The organism is Flavivirga rizhaonensis (genome assembly GCF_004791695.1).
GTDB classification, from domain to species: Bacteria; Bacteroidota; Bacteroidia; order Flavobacteriales; family Flavobacteriaceae; genus Flavivirga; species Flavivirga rizhaonensis.
On the sequence record NZ_SRSO01000027.1, the window covers coordinates 40,370 to 58,640 of the forward strand.

Annotated in this window: 12 protein-coding genes and 1 other RNA gene; 8 read left to right on the top strand and 5 right to left on the bottom strand. The window is 33.3% G+C overall.

What is annotated here, in order from left to right; genetic code table 11:
* The first annotated feature begins 48 nt into the window (after window positions 1-48).
* Both EM932_RS16785 and EM932_RS16790 read left to right on the top strand, forming a co-directional pair.
* A complete protein-coding gene (locus tag EM932_RS16785; protein WP_135878363.1) occupies window positions 49-561 on the top strand; it encodes a nuclear transport factor 2 family protein in 513 nt (170 codons plus the stop codon).
* Window positions 562-591: 30 nt separating this feature from the next.
* Window positions 592-1,338 carry a hypothetical protein gene (locus EM932_RS16790; RefSeq protein ID WP_135878364.1) on the top strand — a complete coding sequence of 249 codons (747 nt, stop codon included), beginning with the start codon at window positions 592-594 and terminating at the stop codon, window positions 1,336-1,338.
* A 71-nt stretch (window positions 1,339-1,409) separates the two neighbouring features.
* Here EM932_RS16790 and rnpB read toward each other — a convergent pair.
* Window positions 1,410-1,760, bottom strand: an RNA gene (rnpB, locus tag EM932_RS16795) — RNase P RNA component class A.
* Between the two features lie 227 nt (window positions 1,761-1,987).
* Here rnpB and dnaX point away from each other — a divergent pair.
* The 3 genes from dnaX to miaE are packed head-to-tail and all read left to right on the top strand — an operon-like array spanning window position 1,988 to window position 4,885.
* On the top strand, window positions 1,988-3,721 hold the full coding sequence (gene dnaX / locus EM932_RS16800) for a DNA polymerase III subunit gamma/tau (protein WP_135878365.1): 1,734 nt from the start codon (window positions 1,988-1,990) through the stop codon (window positions 3,719-3,721).
* Between the two features lie 10 nt (window positions 3,722-3,731).
* The gene (locus EM932_RS16805) at window positions 3,732-4,301 is read left to right on the top strand and encodes a hypothetical protein (RefSeq protein ID WP_135878366.1); all 570 of its coding nucleotides are present in this window, start codon (window positions 3,732-3,734) and stop codon (window positions 4,299-4,301) included.
* Window positions 4,302-4,303: 2 nt separating this feature from the next.
* Window positions 4,304-4,885 carry a tRNA-(ms[2]io[6]A)-hydroxylase gene (miaE, locus tag EM932_RS16810; protein ID WP_135878367.1) on the top strand — a complete coding sequence of 194 codons (582 nt, stop codon included), beginning with the start codon at window positions 4,304-4,306 and terminating at the stop codon, window positions 4,883-4,885.
* On the opposite strand, the gene EM932_RS16815 is transcribed toward miaE, so the two are convergent.
* The 4 genes from EM932_RS16815 to EM932_RS16830 form a co-directional block, all read right to left on the bottom strand.
* Complete coding sequence (locus EM932_RS16815; protein WP_135878368.1) at window positions 4,882-5,409, bottom strand: porin family protein; 528 nt, start codon at window positions 5,407-5,409, stop codon at window positions 4,882-4,884. The two genes, miaE and EM932_RS16815, sit on opposite strands and share 4 nt — an antisense overlap.
* 101 nt (window positions 5,410-5,510) lie before the next feature.
* On the bottom strand, window positions 5,511-6,416 hold the full coding sequence (locus EM932_RS16820) for a Ppx/GppA phosphatase family protein (RefSeq protein ID WP_135878369.1): 906 nt from the start codon (window positions 6,414-6,416) through the stop codon (window positions 5,511-5,513).
* Window position 6,417: 1 nt separating this feature from the next.
* Window positions 6,418-8,484, bottom strand: a complete 2,067-nt coding sequence (gene ppk1 / locus EM932_RS16825) for a polyphosphate kinase 1 (RefSeq protein ID WP_135878370.1) — start codon at window positions 8,482-8,484, stop codon at window positions 6,418-6,420.
* A 178-nt stretch (window positions 8,485-8,662) separates the two neighbouring features.
* Window positions 8,663-9,148: a SixA phosphatase family protein gene (locus EM932_RS16830; RefSeq protein ID WP_135878371.1), complete on the bottom strand. Its 486-nt coding sequence runs from the start codon at window positions 9,146-9,148 to the stop codon at window positions 8,663-8,665.
* A 545-nt stretch (window positions 9,149-9,693) separates the two neighbouring features.
* Here EM932_RS16830 and EM932_RS16835 point away from each other — a divergent pair.
* The 3 genes from EM932_RS16835 to EM932_RS16845 all read left to right on the top strand — a co-directional run bounded on the left by EM932_RS16835 (window position 9,694) and on the right by EM932_RS16845 (window position 18,262).
* Entirely contained in the window at window positions 9,694-10,161 is a 468-nt protein-coding gene (locus EM932_RS16835; protein ID WP_135878372.1) for a hypothetical protein, read from the top strand.
* Window positions 10,162-10,240: 79 nt separating this feature from the next.
* Complete coding sequence (locus EM932_RS16840) at window positions 10,241-17,323, top strand: gliding motility-associated C-terminal domain-containing protein (RefSeq protein WP_211344308.1); 7,083 nt, start codon at window positions 10,241-10,243, stop codon at window positions 17,321-17,323.
* A 12-nt stretch (window positions 17,324-17,335) separates the two neighbouring features.
* Window positions 17,336-18,262: a PorP/SprF family type IX secretion system membrane protein gene (locus EM932_RS16845; protein WP_135878374.1), complete on the top strand. Its 927-nt coding sequence runs from the start codon at window positions 17,336-17,338 to the stop codon at window positions 18,260-18,262.
* The last annotated feature ends 9 nt before the right edge of the window (window positions 18,263-18,271 follow it).

Here is an 18,271-nt window from a genome sequence, read left to right on the forward strand (position 1 = left end):
AGTTGCTTATGGCTTAATTTGAGTACTAACTTTAAAACCATAAACGAAATGAAAAAACTTCTTTTACTACTATTTACAGTGATTATTTTTATTGCCTGCGAAAAAAAACCACAGCGTTACTTTGCTGAATCTACTGAAATTGAAACGTTAAAAGCCGGCATTAAAGCCTATGAAACCGGTGACTGGGACACATGGAAAAGCCATTTTGCAGATACTGCAAAAATATTTGTTAATTCTATTAAACCTTTAACAAAAGAAGAAAGACTAAAAGACTTAAAGGCTATGACTAACGCTATGTCGACCTACGGTTTTAATCATGATAAAGAATATGTAGAAATGGTATTAGATAAAGATGATGAAACCTGGGTTTATTATTGGGCTTTACACAAAGGTACATTTGCAGCAAATAATAAAGAATTATTGATACCAGTACATTTAGCTGTACGATTCGATAAAGGACAAATTATAGAAGAACATATTTACTTTGATGGTACGGCAATGAACCAAGAATTTGCTGCCATAGCAACTGCGAAAGCCAAAGCTGAAGCTGAAAAAGAATAAAAATTGACTAACTAACCAAATATTAAATTTATGAAAATACTAAAAACAACTTTAACTCTAGCATTCATTTTATGTTTAACATATAACCTATCTCAAGCACAACAAATGTTCTTGGTACACCAAGACAATGTAAAACCGTCAAAAATGATGGAATATGAGAAAATTGCTAAAGAATTCCATGCTGCCTCTGTAGAGCATAATTTACAAACCGAATGGGTAACGGCAGTATCTAATGATTTTAGATATTTTTATATCACTCCTATTGAAAACTTTGCTGAATTAGATAAACGTCCAATGGCAGATATGGCAAAGGCAATGGGAGATAAATTTGGAGAAATGTTTGAACGTTATGATAAATGCTACAATTCGCATGGCTCTTACATTGTGGTACATGATGAAGAACTTAGCTATATGCCAGACGGCTCCAAAGAAGCAATAGAAGGAAAAAACTACCGCAAATGGTTTTATATGTACTATGCACCCAAAAATGCCAAAAAGGTAAAAGAAGGCATGAAAGCCGTAAAAGAACTATTTGCAAGCAAAGGATCCACAAGTTATTACCGTATATATAGAAATGGATTTGGAGCCATGGAAAACTATTATCTGGTATCTGTTGCTGCTAAAGATGAAGTAGATGGAGCAACACAAGCCAAGGCTAATGAAGACGTTTTAGGTCCGGATCGTTGGGAAACGTTTAGTAAAGTATTAAACCATATATCCAGAATGGAAGAATATAGCGGAGAAATGAGACCAGATTTATCCTATTCTCCCAAATAATCTAATATATTTATTACTAACCAATTATTTTTAATGTTAAACCCTTCTTAATTATAAGAAGGGTTTATTTGTATTCAAGTAAATCTATAAGCCGAATTCTGTTCATCCTGACCTTGTTTCAGAATCTCCTAAAACAAACACAAGAATACCTTATCATTTATCTGAGTATATTGTTACCAATATACTTTAGCTGCCTACCCTCCAGCATCGAGCGTGCAGCCCTCAAACACTGGTTTACATGACATTGCACCACATAGAGTTTACCTGATTTCACTACAGCATAACCTGTACATACTTTCTGTTGCACTTTTCCTAGCCTCACGACTGGTGGTAATTAACCACTATGTTGCACTATGGTGTTCGGACTTTCCTCCCATGTGTTGAAACAAATTCAGCACAAGAGCGATAAGGCAATCTACTTATGCGCAAAATTACAATAAAGAAGTTTTAAATATCAAAAAATAAACAGAACTATTCATTTACTTTAAAATACTTTTGTTTTGTAGACTTATTTTTGAAATTTGTTAATAACTCGTTTTAAATTTTATACGCTTTATCTTTAATTTTAAGTTGAATTTTTAACTTTGTTAAACATTAAAATCAGCATCAAATAAATGCTAGGTATTAAAACAAGTTAAATACAGGTAAATTGGAACACTTTGTAGTATCAGCCAGAAAATACAGACCACAAACATTTAAAGATGTTGTGGGGCAACAGGCTATTACAAATACTTTGTTGAATGCAATAGACAATAACCATTTAGCTCAAGCTTTACTCTTTACAGGACCTCGTGGTGTAGGTAAAACAACTTGTGCGCGTATTCTCGCTAAAATGATTAATAGTGATGGTACCGAAACAAATGATGAAGATTTTGCATTTAATATTTTTGAACTAGATGCAGCTTCAAACAATTCTGTTGATGATATTAGGAGTTTAACAGACCAGGTTCGTATACCACCTCAGGTTGGAAAATACAAAGTTTACATTATTGATGAGGTACATATGCTCTCTCAAGCTGCTTTTAATGCGTTTCTTAAAACGTTGGAAGAACCGCCCAAACACTGTATTTTTATTTTAGCAACTACTGAAAAACATAAAATAATTCCAACTATTTTATCGCGTTGTCAGATTTTCGATTTTAAACGCATTACCGTAAAAGATGCTAAAGAATATTTAAAATTTATTGCAGAAGAACAAGGTGTAACTGCAGATGATGACGCGCTACATATTATAGCTCAAAAAGCAGATGGTGCTATGCGAGACGCCTTATCTATTTTTGATAGAGTAGTAAGTTTTTCGGGTAAAAACCTGACCAGGCAAGCAGTTACGGAGAATTTAAATGTACTTGACTACGAAACCTATTTTACAAGTACAGATTTAATTTTAGAAAATAAGATTCCAGAATTGTTACTACAATTCAATAATACACTGTCCAAAGGGTTTGATGGACATCATTATATCTCTGGATTAGCATCTCATTTTAGAGATCTATTAGTAAGTAAAACTCCTGAAACCATTGAATTGCTAGAAGTGGGAGAGCAAACCAAGGCTAAATACTTAGAACAATCTAAAAAAGCTTCGCAAGAGTTCCTCCTCCAAGGCATAAACCTAGCAAACGATTGTGATCTCAAATACAAAACCAGTAAAAATCAGCGCTTACTTATCGAGTTATGTTTAATGCAGCTTGCCTCTATCACTTTTGATGGAGAAAAAAAAAATAGCAGACATTACATAATTCCAGCTTCTTACTTTAAAAAGAAAGGCATTACTCCTATTCCAGTAGAAATGCCAAAACAAGAACAAAACAATTCAGTTACCGACAATTCAAAAGAAGATAATGCTAAAACAGAATTAGCATACTCTAATAAGGTAAAAGCTTTTCAGGTTAATGAACCTCCAACAATTATTTTAAAAAAAGAAACCAAACGCACCTCTGGTCTTTCTTTAAATAGCATAAGAGCTAAAAAAGAACATCTTATTAAACAAATGGATGTTGTTATAGAAGAAGAAGATTTACCTAAGGAAAGTTTTACTGAGAAGGAACTTGTAAATGCTTGGAATACCTATATCGAAATAATAAGAGATAAAGGGAAACATAATTTGGCTTCAATACTCTCTATAGATGCTCCAAAAGTTAAAGAAACAACAGTTTATTTAGAGTTTCCAAACGCTACAAATAAGGTTGAAGTAGAACGTAACCAATATGATCTTTTGTCTTATATTAGAAAGTCTTTAAACAACTATGACATTAGCTTATCAATTAGTATAAACGAAGTCATGGAAAAAAAATATGCTTATACTACTGCAGAGAAGTTTGAAAAATTAAAAGAGAAAAATCCTAATATTGACATATTAAGAAAAACTTTCGATTTAGATATATAAATAACTTAAAATGAGAATATTACTTTTTATTATTTTAACTTCTATTATAACCTTAACAAGTTGCAATGGTAGAGAAAGGAAATACAAAACTAACGCGGAAGTTTTAAAAGAAAATAAACTTTTAGAATTCTTTACTGAAGAAATAAAGTTTGTTCCAGAAACATATACTGAAATTAAAACAGATACTATTTTAAGCAATGGATTTAAGATCAAAATGAGCTATCATTCTTTAGAAAATGATTTTGTTTTAGAATCTAGAAAATTGAAAAATGACTCTATAGCCAAAATTCATCACAAAAATTTTGAAGCCCAACTTCTTGTATCAAAAGACAATGTTATTATCAACAAAAGCTTAATTAGCAAAAGACTTTTTTATGAGTTTGAGAACTCTTCATTTTGGGCAAGTGCCGTTATGCAATTCATATGGGTAGATCAAGAGGCCTCTAATAAAAACACACTTTGCTTAAATACTTCTTTTTGTGTTCCAAATACAGATAAATGCAAAGATTTCACTCTTAAAATTGATGAATTTGGAACCATTCAAATTGAAGAAATAAATATTTTTTCTAATACTATTTAATAATGCTAGGACTTAAACTTCCAACAGATCCACGATGGGTAAACATTGTAGAAAAAAATATTGAAGAAATACTTACAGACCATGCTTTTTGTGAACAAAAAGCAACAAGTACAGCCATTTCACTTATTGTAAGCTTTCCAGAATACACTGAATTGGTACAAGAAATGACAGCTTTGGTAAAAGAAGAAATGAGCCATTTTAAAATGGTTCATGATAAAATTATTGAACGAGGATGGGTTCTTGGGCGTGATAGACGCGACGATTATGTAATTCAGCTTGTAAGATTCTTCCCTAAAGGAGGTAGCAGAACTACGCAACTAGTACATCGTTTGCTTTATGCTGCATTAATTGAAGCAAGAAGCTGTGAACGTTTCAGATTACTTTCAGAAGCGCTTCAAGACAAAGAATTGGCTACCTTTTACAGGAATTTAATGGTTAGCGAAGCAAATCATTACACTATGTTTTTAGGTTTTGCCCGTAAATATGGAAATAAAAAAGAAGTTGATGCCAAATGGCAACAACTTCTTGAATATGAAGCGGAAATTATGTCTAATCTAGGCAATACAGAAGCTATACACGGTTAAAACTTATAACCTATACCTATTTGTATATTCGAGTTTTTGGCTTCAACTAATAAATCGTCGTCAAAAATATTAGAGAAACCATATGTATATCGTACATCTGCAAATATTGCATAATTGATTTTATATTCTATACCGGCAACACCAGAATAAGCAAAGTTCTTAACACCATCTTCTTCTTTGTGTACTTTAAGTCCAACCTGTGGTCCAGCTCCTATATGAATTTTTTCACTTAATCTAAACTTTAAGAAAATTGGTGCTTGTATATAATCCAAATGTAAAGGTTCTGCTTTTGCTCCTTCAGCAGAAAATTGTATTTCTGGCATTACAGAGATTATTTTAGACAGACCGATGTTCGCAAAAAAACCAATATATATACTATTCCTGTGTTTGTTAATTACACCAGTAGTATTATCGAAATCTAAGTTTGAAATATTAAGACCTCCTCTAACACCATATTTTACATCTTGAGAAAAGCCATAAATTGAAAAACTAAATAGGATTGCTAATAGTAAAATTTTTTTCATAATAAATTAGGTTTGGGATATAATTTTAAGCAATTATACTGGGTACGAATATATATTATAAAATTAAAAAATGACAACTATAAAAGGTGAAGTGCACAATTTTACTGTGTATTGCTAGAAACGGTATCATAATAAATACTTTTAATTATACCATCAGCCAAACCAATTTTTGGCACATAAATGTTTTTTGCTCCACTCCATTTCATTGAAGAAAGATAAATTCGCATAGCAGGAATAATAACATCTGCCCTATCTTGATTTAAGTCTAATTCTGTAATACGCTCTTCGTAAGAATAGCTTTGTAATGTCTTATAGTATGAAGATAAATAGAAATAAGTAAGTGGTTTACCGATAGCTTTACCAGATATTTTAAAGATTTTATTAATATTTCCTCCAGAACCAATAACTTCAATTTTGTGGTAAGATTTTGCATGCCTACCAATCCACGCTTCTAACTCTATCCATGATTCTTTTTTAACAATATCATTAAGAAGTCTAACTGTACCTATTTTAAAAGACTTTGATGCAATTTGTTTTCCTCTGTGTATTACTGTAAATTCTGTACTACCTCCACCTACATCAACATATAGATAGGTTTTGTTATTATCAATATACTTATGTAGATCGGTTGCTGCTATAATGGCGGCTTCTTCCTTACCTTTAATGACATCTATACTTATTCCTGATTCTTTTAAAACTAAATCGACCACTTCTTTACCATTTTTTGATTCTCGCATTGCAGAAGTAGCACAGGCTTTATATTTTACTACCTTATGAGATTTCATCAACAATTTAAATGCAACCATTGTATCAACAATGCGTTGCGTGTTTTCCTTAGAAATTTTATTTTCTATAAACACATCTCCTCCTAAACGTATGGGTACACGAACTAATGAATTTTTCTTGAATTGCACAGGTTTTCCCTTTTGTTCAATTATATTTGAAATAAGTAACCTTACAGCATTAGAACCAATATCTATAGCTGCGAATTTCTTTATATTTAGCATACTACCCCTCCAACTTTTTTAAATAATAATCATACATAGCAAATTGAGACCTTACCTTTTCGTTATCATTTATTCTATAATTATTCTCTTGTGACTCTCCTAATAATCTTGCTTTAACATTATCGCTCCAGCTAATATTAAACGTCTCAATAATTTCTTGTTTAATATCTTCATCATAAATAGGACAGCTCACTTCTACTCTATTATCAATATTTCTTGTCATCCAATCTGCAGAAGAAATATAAATTTTGGAGTTGCCATTATTACCAAATATATACACTCTGGAATGTTCTAAAAACTTATCTACAACACTAATAACTTCAATATTCTCACTCATCCCTTTTATTCCAGGAATTAAACAACAAATCCCCCTAACTATCATTTGAATTTTCACACCTGCTCTACTTGCTTCGTAAAGCTTATCAATCATTTTATAACTGGAAATACTGTTCATTTTTAATCTTATACAACCCAGATCTCCATTTTTAGCACTTTCAATTTCAGCGTCTATTAGCTTAAAAATTGCTTTTTGAGTGTAATGAGGTGATGTTATTAAATGTTTATAAGTGAAAATTTTATAATTGGTCTCAAAGAAACTAAAAATTTTATTAACATCTTTTAAAATACGCTGGTCTGAGGTAAACAAGGTATAATCTGTATAAATTTTTGCAGTAGATTCGTTAAAATTCCCTGTACTTATAAACCCATATCGTTTTAGCTTTTTTCCTTCTTCACGTTCTATAACACACATTTTACTGTGTACTTTTAAACCCGCCACTCCGAACACTAAATTAACACCTTCATCTTCCATCTGCTGTGCATAATCAATATTTGCTTGTTCATCAAATCTGGCTCGTAACTCTATAGATACTGTAACAGACTTACCATTTACAGCTGCATTAATAAGTGAACTCGCTATATGGGAGATTTGAGCTAAACGATAAATAGTAATCTTTATCGTTTTCACATTCGGATCTAAAGCTGCCTCTCGTAAAAACTTAACAACATAGGAAAAAGTTTGATAAGGCGCCTGAAGCAAATAATCTTTTTGCTTAATAGCTTCAAAAATACTAGCTTCTAAACTAAGCCCTTTAATAGGTAAAGCTTCAATTTTATCGTAAAGCAGGTCGTTTCTTCCTAAGCTAGGAAACCCCATGTAATCTCTTCTGTTATGATATCTACCTCCGGGAATAATGCTATCTGTATCATCAATTCCCATTTTAGTCATTAAATACTCTAAAGTTTCTTTATCTATTGTTTTATCATATACGAAACGAACAGGTTCCCCAATTTGTCTGTGTTTAACACTATCTGATATTTTCTCTATGAAACTTTTACTTAAATCACTCTCAAAATCCAATTCCCCATCACGAGTAATTTTAATCATATGAGCAGAAATGCTCTTATAATCGAAAATATTGAAAATATCACTTAAGCAATGACGAAGTAAATCATCAATCATTATAAGGTAACTCTTTTCTCCTTCTTTTGGCAATTCAACAAACCTATTAAAGGTTTTTGGTATTTCTATTAAAGCAAACTGTCTTTCATCATTAGACATTACCATCCTAACCGCTAAATAGGCTCCACTATCTTTTAAATTAGGTAGAACGATAGAATCGTTCAAAATAATGGTCACTAAAGCAGAGCTAACATGTGTTAAAAAGTATTTCTTTATAAAGTCATGCTGCGCTTTATCAATTTGAGTTTCATCAATGATGTAAATGTTTTCGTCCTCTAACCTTTGATGAATGGTACTTAATATTTCTAAACTTTTGCTCTGCTGCTTAATTACAATTTGTGTTATAATTTCCAATAACTCTTTGGCTTTAATCCCTCCCAAGGCATTCTTTCCACCTTTTCCAGCATCCACTATACGCTTAACCGTGGCATATCTAACCTTAAAAAATTCATCTAGGTTATTAGAAAAAATACCTAGAAACCTCAAACGTTCAATTAATGGTACATTTTTTTCATCCGATGCTTCTTGTAAAACCCGAGCATTAAACTGCAACCAACTTATTTCTCTGTTTACGTAATTATTATCTTGTAATTCTGGTTTCGTCATTTAAAATAATTAATGGTTTAGAATAGATACGCAAATATATTCTATTTAAGCTTAATATTATTAGTAAAAAACATTACGAAATGGTAAGATTTTTTAAACGGTAAATCGTTACATTGCTACTAAAAATGCTTTAAAGGAATGCACTTGTACACTTGCCCCAAAAGTTATATAAACAATACTATTTTAAATCTCTAGGAAATAAAGTTTGTATGGTCTTCCCTTGATTTAAACTTTTCCAATTTACAATATCAAATTCTATAACAACCACTCCACTAGTAGGAACATTATCTATTCTACTGCTACCATAAGTATTTACAAAAGCTGTAATAGCATGATTATGTCCAAAAATCATGAGGGCATCAACAGAATCATCACATGATTTAATAACTTCAATAAGATGACTTCCAGAAAAATCATATAAATCATGATTTAAGCGAACAATACTTTCATCAATATTTAGATTAGATGTAAAAATATTCGCTGTTGTTTTTGCACGCATAGCATCGCTTGACAAAACTAAATCAACCTTTAAACCGCTTCCTTTTAAGTTCTCTGAAACTAAATTAGCGTCTTTAAAACCTCTTTCATTAAGCGGTCTTTCATGATCTATTACATTGTGTTTCCACGAAGATTTAGCATGTCTTACTATAATTAATTTTTTCATAAAAATTGATTAAGTGAGAATTTTCATCAATGGAAATAGTTTTTTCATCGATGAAACTCAATTTATTTACTCTTCAAAATTAGTTAAAATTAGTATACATAGAGCTGTTATTATGTGTTAAAACAATTAAAGCTTAAGGTGTATTAATAGTAGAAAAACACTCAGAAACCGATAAAAAACTTATTATACCGATCAAAGGATTCTCAAAAGCTTTTAAACGAATTTATAAGTGATTTACCATTTATTTTTGAACAGATTGTTGCATATGTGTTCTTTTGTAGCACCTACTTAAACATTATAAAGTTATGAACCTGAATCCAATATCATATAAAATTACAACATTGTTAAACAATGTTTTTCCCTCACAGTTTTTTCCCTCGAAAACTTTTTTATTAATAATTAACGCTAATACCTGAATGTGACTATTTCGACACTTTGGTGTTTATTATATATAGTTTAAAACAAAATAATTTTACTAAATCATGAAAAATAAATTGATTTTAACTCTTTACTCTTTTCTATTATTGTGCTGCTTTTCATTATGTATGAACGCACAACAGGATGCATTTGATTTAAATATAATTAATTATAGCGATAAACCAGATGCTAATATTGAACATTTACATCTTCTATCTCTCACTAATAATTCAAATAAAGTGATGAATTATAATATTTCAAGTCAAGAGATAATCTGTAAAACTGAGTATGACGATGTTGTTAGGAATAAAATTGGTCATGTAGATAGTAATAAAGACGTTTCAGTTAATGAAAAAATCTCCTCTAGCTTAACTGTTGAAATCTATAATAAAACATTAAGCAAAAAGATTGATCAAATGATTTTAAACCCAAATGAATCGATTGAGTTTTATGTTAAAATCACACGTCACAACAATACAGAAATGGGAACATCGAAATGTTTTAAAATAGCTACACACCTATTGGATAATGAAACAATCGGAAAATATGTCATAATAAGAGCTTTTATTCCGAACCCAAACATTTTAAGACACTAAAATTTATAAAAAATATTAATTAGTTAATTAAAGGCTTATGAAAATCTTTACTAAACATATAAACTATCACAAAATAATATTGATAGTTTTCCTATTGATAAGTGCTTTTACCCAAGCCCAATTAAAAAAGGCTTTTGCCCCTCGTTTTAATGAGGCTGTAAATGGAGATTTCACTATTATCGCAAATAATATGATTTCTACGACGGCTACTGGTAATTATAATGGAGGAAACGATAATGACCAATTTTCTAACCTTGTATATGTTGATATTGATACTGACGATACGACATTCAATTCAAGTAGTGCTAATTTTGTTAATCCCGCTCCCACCACAAGTTGTTTAACAATAAAAAAAGTATTATTGTATTGGGCTGCTGCAGATCAAGAACCAAATGAGTTAGATCCAAATTCTGAAAATCAACCTGATTGGAATTATAATGATATAAAACTTATGCTTCCATCGGAAACAGCATATACTACATATACCGCAGATGAAGTAATATATAGAGGTCGAGAAGATCATATTGGAGCGCCTCACAATGGACATTTTAGTAACGATCCATATATCTGTGTAAAAGACATTACAAGTTCTGTAGTCAACTTAATTGACAATAGTATAAGTCCTTATGGTAGCTATCAAGTTGCAAATGTTGAAGGGAAAATAGGTAGTTTAAATGATCATAACAATAATTTACCTACTGGTGTCTCTGGTGGGTGGCAAATAGTATTTGTATATGAAAGCCCTTTATTACCATTAAAGAATATTTCAATTTTTGATGGATATGGGCATGTTGTAAATGGACAGGGTAGCTATAATATTGATTTTAATGGTTTTCAAACAGTACCAACTGGTGACGTAAATGCTAATATTCTTATTGGGGCTTTAGAAGGAGATCTAGGACTAGATGGAGATAGATTACAAATTGAAAACGTATCTAATACTTTTGTGGACTTATCGACATCACCAACAAGTCCAATTAGAGATACTAATAACTTTTTTAATAGTAAAATTACAATTGATAATGCAAATTTCACAGATAGAATCCCTGCTAGTACAAATACTTTAGGTTTTGATGCTGCGATTTTTCAATTATCAAACCCTGATAATACAATTATTAATAATAATCAAACTTCCGCGACATTTAGATTAGCATCTAACAAGGAAACATATGGATTGTTTTTATTGGGTTTATCTATAGATGTTTGGTCTCCAAATTTAGGTCCTATTCATTTAACACTAGATACACCTACAACTTCTCTAAATCCAAGTGCAAGTTTTGGAGCTAGTTTTACTGTTGAAAACAAAGGAAATGACGATGCCAAAAGTTTAGAAATTTCTACAACACTTCCTCCACAGGTAACATTAATAGAACCTATAAGCCCTGCGCTTCCCACCGGAATTACTTATAACTATAATACAGGAACTAACTTATTAGAGTTTTTTGTTGCTGATGGTGTTGCTAATGCTGGAGCTGCAGCTGTAAATGTTGATTTTGATTTAGAAATTAGAGATGAGTGTTATTTTTTAGAAACCAGTTGCGACCTTCAATTTAACTTACAATTAGAAGCTTCCTACACTGGGACTCAAGATCCTAGTCCTCAATCTGTAGTAAGTTCTGCAAATCTAGATGATTGTGGAGTGGGAATATTAGACCCAATAGTTATTGACGTAATACAGCCTACTATATCTTGGCAAACACCTATTAATGGCTTAGATACAACTATTGAATGTAGTGACGTTGCAGGTTTAACTACTGCACAAGCTTTAGAACCAGTTACAAACAAATGTAACTTAACATTAACAAAAACACCTGGAGCATTTGTTCCTAATCCAACTTGTCCTAGTAGTGGGACATATACTAATACGTGGAATTTCACTGATGCTTGTGGTGTTACTATTGGTGATTATGTACAAGTTATTACTATTGTTGATACAATGGATCCTTTAGTTTCTGGAACAATTTTAGAATCTACAGTTGAGGGATGCTCTGCAGCTGATGCCACTGCCCCTGTCAGTACGGTGGCGGCACTTGAAGCTTTAGGCCTTACTATAGAGGATTGTACTGATGATGCCAACCTTCAGGTGACGAGTTCTGATAGCGCTACTGGTACATGCCCGGTTATTGTTACCAGAACGTACACTATTACGGATGCTTGTGGTAACTCAACTACAGCTTCTCAAATTATTAATGTTACTCCTGTAGCAATTTCTTTTACAAACCCTACAGATAACAATGTACAATCTTGTGATTTTGTTGATCAAACAGAGGTAAATACAGCATTTGACAATTGGGTGATCGCTCAATCTGCTGCTATTGCTCCTGTCAATGGTTGTACGCCTGTTCTTTCTAATAATAGTAGCTTAGTTACTGCGCCAGTCTTATGTGATGGTGGCACAACAACGGTTACGTGGACGATTACGGATCTTTGTGAAACCATCAACATTACTGCTGATTTTAATTTAACAGCACCGACTGCAATCTCGTTTACGAATCCTGTAGATAACAATGTTCAATCTTGTGATTTTGTTGATCAAAATGAGGTAAATACAGCATTTGATAATTGGGTGATCGCTCAATCTGCTGCTATTGCTCCCGTCAATGGTTGTACGCCTGTTCTTTCTAATAATAGTAACTTAGTTACTGCGCCAGTCTTATGTGATGGTGGCACAACAACGGTTACTTGGACGATCACGGACCTTTGTCAAATTATTAATATTACTGCTGATTTTAATTTGACTGTGCCAACTGCAATCTCGTTTACGAACCCTGCAGATAGCAACGTTCAATCTTGTGATTTTGATGATCAAAATGAGGTAAATACGGCATTTGACAATTGGGTGATCGCTCAATCTGCTGCCATTAGTCCTACCAATGGTTGTACGCCTGTTCTTTCTAATAACAGTAACTTAGTGTCTGCTCCTCTATTATGTGATGGTGGTACAGCAACGGTTACTTGGACGATTACTGACCTTTGTCAGACCATTAATACTATTACTGCTGATTTTAATTTAACAGCACCAACAGATATCTCATTTACCAATCCTGCTAATGATTCTTCAATAGCTGCAGAATTTGATGATCCAGATTCTACTGTCGCTCAAGCTAATCTTGATGCTGATATTGCTGCATGGGTTGCTGCTCAAACGGCTATTATTGATGGAAGTATTACTAACGGATGTGATCCTGTTGTTACAAGTGATTTTACAAATCAATCTATTACATTTTGTAATTCAGGTTCAATAACAATTACTTGGACAATTACAGATCTTTGTCAAACTATTAATGTATCAGCTAATTATACATTTACTCAACCAGATGGAATCAGTTTCACTAATCCATCTGGAAACACAGCTAATTCTTGTGATTTTGACAATGATGATCCTGCGGTCGCTCAAGCTAATCTTGATGCTGACATTGCTGCTTGGGTTACTGCTCAAACTGCTGTAATTACAGGTAGTCTATCTGGAGGATCACCAGCTGTAAGCAATGATTTCACGAATCAATCTATTGACTTATGTACTGGTGGCAGTCTTACGGTTACTTGGACTATTGATGATATTTGTGAAACTATAACGCCTACAGCTACGTATTCATTAACTACGCCTACAGTTGTTACATATACAAATCCTGCAGATAACAACGTACAATCTTGTGATTTTGCTGATCAAACAGAGGTAAATACAGCATTTGACAATTGGGTGATCGCTCAATCTGCTGCTATTACTATTTCTAATGGCTGTTCACCCGTCCTTTCTAATAACAGTGCTTCAGTGTCCGCTCCTCTATTATGTGATGGCGGCACGACGACAGTTACGTGGACGATCACGGACCTTTGTCAAACTATTAATATTACTGCTGATTTTAATTTAACAGCACCGACTGTAATCTCGCTTACAAATCCTGCAGATAACAACGTACAATCTTGTGATTTTGTTGATCAAAATGAGGTAAATACAGCATTTGACAATTGGGTGATCGCTCAATCTGCTGCTATTGCTCCCGTCAATGGTTGTACGCCTGTTCTTTCTAATAATAGTAACTTAGTTACTGCGCCAGTCTTATGTGATGGTGGCACAACAACGGTTACTTGGACGATCACGGACCTTTGTCAAACTATTAATATTACTGCTGATTTTAATTTGACTGTGCCAACTGCAATCTCGTTTACGAACCCTGCAGATAGCAACGTTCAATCTTGTGATTTTGATGATCAAAATGAGGTAAATACGGCATTTGACAATTGGGTGATCGCTCAATCTGCTGCCATTAGTCCTACCAATGGTTGTACGCCTGTTCTTTCTAATAACAGTAACTTAGTGTCTGCTCCTCTATTATGTGATGGTGGTACAGCAACGGTTACTTGGACGATTACTGACCTTTGTCAGACCATTAATACTATTACTGCTGATTTTAATTTAACAGCACCAACAGATATCTCATTTACCAATCCTGCTAATGATTCTTCAATAGCTGCAGAATTTGATGATCCAGATTCTACTGTCGCTCAAGCTAATCTTGATGCTGATATTGCTGCATGGGTTGCTGCTCAAACGGCTATTATTGATGGAAGTATTACTAACGGATGTGATCCTGTTGTTACAAGTGATTTTACAAATCAATCTATTACATTTTGTAATTCAGGTTCAATAACAATTACTTGGACAATTACAGATCTTTGTCAAACTATTAATGTATCAGCTAATTATACATTTACTCAACCAGATGGAATCAGTTTCACTAATCCATCTGGAAACACAGCTAATTCTTGTGATTTTGACAATGATGATCCTGCGGTCGCTCAAGCTAATCTTGATGCTGACATTGCTGCTTGGGTTACTGCTCAAACTGCTGTAATTACAGGTAGTCTATCTGGAGGATCACCTACTGTAAGCAATGATTTCACGAATCAATCTATCGATTTATGTACTGGTGGCAGTATTACAGTCACATGGACCATTGATGATATTTGTGAAACTTTAACGCCTACAGCAACTTATAATTTAACTACGCCAACGGCAATTACATACACAAACCCTTCAGATGACTCTTCTGATGCATGTGAATTTGGTACAACAGACCTTGTTGTTTCTCAAGCTAATTTAGATTCAGATATAGCTGCATGGGTTTCTGGTCAAACTGCTGCTATTAATAGTAGTATACTTGGAGGGTGTTCTCCAATAGTGACTAGTAATTTTCTTAATCAATCTATTGACTTTTGTACTGGAGGAGCAATTACCATTACTTGGACTATAGAAGATTTATGTGAAACAACAACCCAAACCGCAACCTATACATTTACACCACCAACATCCGCTGTTTTTGATCAAACCACATTGCCTGCTGATTTAACAGTAGAATGTGATTTGTTAACTCCAGCAGAAATACTTACAGCCACAAATTCTTGCGGTAATATCAATGTCGTTTTTACTGAAGTAAGAACCGATGGTGATTGTCCAAATAGATATTCCCTTTTAAGAACTTGGACGGCAACTAATATTTGTGGGATTGCTACAACACATACTCAAACTGTTACAGTTACAGATAATACACCCCCTGTACTTACATTACCAGCTAATCAAACCGCAGAATGTAGTGACGATTTGTCTCCAATAGCTTTTGGTTCAGCTACAGCTACAGATAACTGTGATGCAAATCCATCCATAACCTCTATTGATGTTACAGCTGAAGGATCATGTCCTGGTACTTTTAAAATTATTCGTACGTGGACAGCTGAAGATGCATGCGGAAACAAAATAAGTGCTGATCAAGAAATATCTGTATCTGATACTACTGCTCCAGAATTTGTTCAAACAACACTTCCTGGAAATATAGCAATAGAATGTATTAGTGATATTCCAGTTCCAGAAGATTTAGATGCTACAGATAATTGTGGAGATGCTTCTGTTGATGTTGTAGATGAAAGAATTGATGGAAGTTCTGATAACAACTTTACTATTAGACGTAGTTATATAGCTATTGACGAATGCGGCAGAACAAATACTCATGTTCAAACAATTATAGTTGAGGACAAAACGCCTCCTGTTTTTGAACAAGCAACACTTCCCCTACCTAGTATAACTGTAGAATGTGATGCAATACCAAATCCAGAAGAGTTAAAAGCTACAGATAATTGTGGAGGTGATGTTTCTATTAATGTTGTAGATGAAACATCTATTGGTCTTTGCCCAAATAATTATACAATTACTCGTACATGGACAGCTACAGATGAAAGTGGTTTAAAAACGACTTACACACAAGTGATAACAGTTCAAGATACTAAAGCTCCTGTCCCTGAATCAACTTTTGAAGAGGTTTTAAACGTTAGTTGTACCGATATACCAGACGCACCAGAATTAACTTTTACAGACAACTGTTCAACCAATATTACAGTTGCATTCAATGAAACAAACTCATATGAGGAAAATGTATTTGCTGATTATGAAATTGTTAGAACCTGGATAGTAAGAGATGAATGTAATAATGAAGAGACTTACACTCAAACACTTCAAGTAGCACTTGACGAAATTATTACAGATTTATCTGCACCAGATTGGTGTTATGATGAAGGTGCCATTAATATGAATAATTTGTTGCCTAGTGACCTCAATACAAATGGTACTTGGGAATTATTGGAAGGTGATCCTGTTGCAACATTAAATGGCAGCATATTTGATCCCTCAAACCTTGAATTAAGCGCAGACTTCTTACCAGAAAGTGGTGGAATTGATTACAGGTTCAGATATACAACTACAGATAATGGCTGTATAAGCATTACTGAAGTTATTATGAATGTACATGCAGATTGCGTGGTATTACCTTGTGGCGAGAATGATATAACGATTTCAAAAGCTGTCACTCCTAATGGTGATGATAGAAATGACTTTTTCTATATCTCGGGGATTGAATTATGTGGATTTACTGCTGAAGTAAAAATATTTAATCGTTGGGGTGCTTTAGTCTTCGAATCTAATGCCTACCCACTTATAAAAGGAGTGGATAGATATAATAAGCCTCCATCAGGCAGTTGGGAAGGTACTGCCCATAAATCATCCATTGGAAATGCTGGTAAAGTACCAAATGGAACATATTATTATATAATAACCTTAAAAGATAGTGGATTGAATCCTATTACAGGACCTGTTTACTTAGGAACCAAATAAAAAGCATAACCTATGAAACTTATTAAACATAACATAATCGCTATTGCATTGTTAAGCTGTACGGTTGGAATTGCACAACAACTACCGCAATTCACACAGTATATGTACAATACAATCTCAATAAACCCTGCCTATGCAGGAAGTAGAGAAGCTTTAAGTATTGTTGGATTACATAGAAGCCAATGGGTTGGTTTTAAAGGAGGTCCTATAACACAAACACTTTCTGTACATACCCCTCTCAGGAATGATAGAATTGGATTAGGACTAACTTTTATTGAAGATGATTTAGGTCCTCAAAACTACTCATACCTGTACGGAGATTTCTCATATACTATTCCTACCGGGAGAAGCGGAAAATTAGCTTTTGGTTTAAAAGGAGGGTTTACCGGTTATAGTTTTGACCAGGATTTCATAAATGATCCTACAATAGTTGAAGACGATTTTTTTAGCGGAACAGAAAACCGTTGGGCTCCTAATATTGGCGCTGGTGTCTATTATCATACCAACAGATTCTATGCAGGCTTGTCTGCTCCCAGAATATTAAACACTGATGAAAATAAACAAGGTGATTATAAAGCTTTAGAGCGTATTAGTTATTATTTCACACTAGGAGGAGTACTCGACATAAGTAAAAGTTTTAAATTTAAGCCTGCTGGTTTAATAAAAGCAACTAATGGAGCGCCCTTATCGTTCGATCTTACCGCTAATTTCTTATACAATGAGAAATTCTGGATAGGAGGATCTTACAGAATTAATGAAAAAACAGCCGCTATTGGTGGTATCGCAGACTTTCAGGTTTCAAGACAGTTACGTGTAGGTTATGCTTACGAAAAACCAATTTCCGACATAGCCAGTTACACTACAGGAACTCATGAAATATTACTTATATATGAGTTTAAATTCTTAAGTTCTAAATTAAAATCACCTAGATATTTCTAATAAGATTTT

Bases quoted from the DNA above. Each gene is read 5' to 3' on its own strand.
- miaE (WP_135878367.1), top strand. From the start codon at position 4,304: ATGCTAGGACTTAAACTTCCAACAGATCCACGATGGGTAAACATTGTA.
- EM932_RS16815 (WP_135878368.1), bottom strand. From the start codon at position 5,409: ATGAAAAAAATTTTACTATTAGCAATCCTATTTAGTTTTTCAATTTAT.
- ppk1 (WP_135878370.1), bottom strand. From the start codon at position 8,484: ATGACGAAACCAGAATTACAAGATAATAATTACGTAAACAGAGAAATA.
- EM932_RS16785 (WP_135878363.1), top strand. From the start codon at position 49: ATGAAAAAACTTCTTTTACTACTATTTACAGTGATTATTTTTATTGCC.
- EM932_RS16805 (WP_135878366.1), top strand. From the start codon at position 3,732: ATGAGAATATTACTTTTTATTATTTTAACTTCTATTATAACCTTAACA.
- EM932_RS16845 (WP_135878374.1), top strand. From the start codon at position 17,336: ATGAAACTTATTAAACATAACATAATCGCTATTGCATTGTTAAGCTGT.
- EM932_RS16820 (WP_135878369.1), bottom strand. From the start codon at position 6,416: ATGCTAAATATAAAGAAATTCGCAGCTATAGATATTGGTTCTAATGCT.
- EM932_RS16835 (WP_135878372.1), top strand. From the start codon at position 9,694: ATGAACGCACAACAGGATGCATTTGATTTAAATATAATTAATTATAGC.
- EM932_RS16790 (WP_135878364.1), top strand. From the start codon at position 592: ATGAAAATACTAAAAACAACTTTAACTCTAGCATTCATTTTATGTTTA.
- EM932_RS16830 (WP_135878371.1), bottom strand. From the start codon at position 9,148: ATGAAAAAATTAATTATAGTAAGACATGCTAAATCTTCGTGGAAACAC.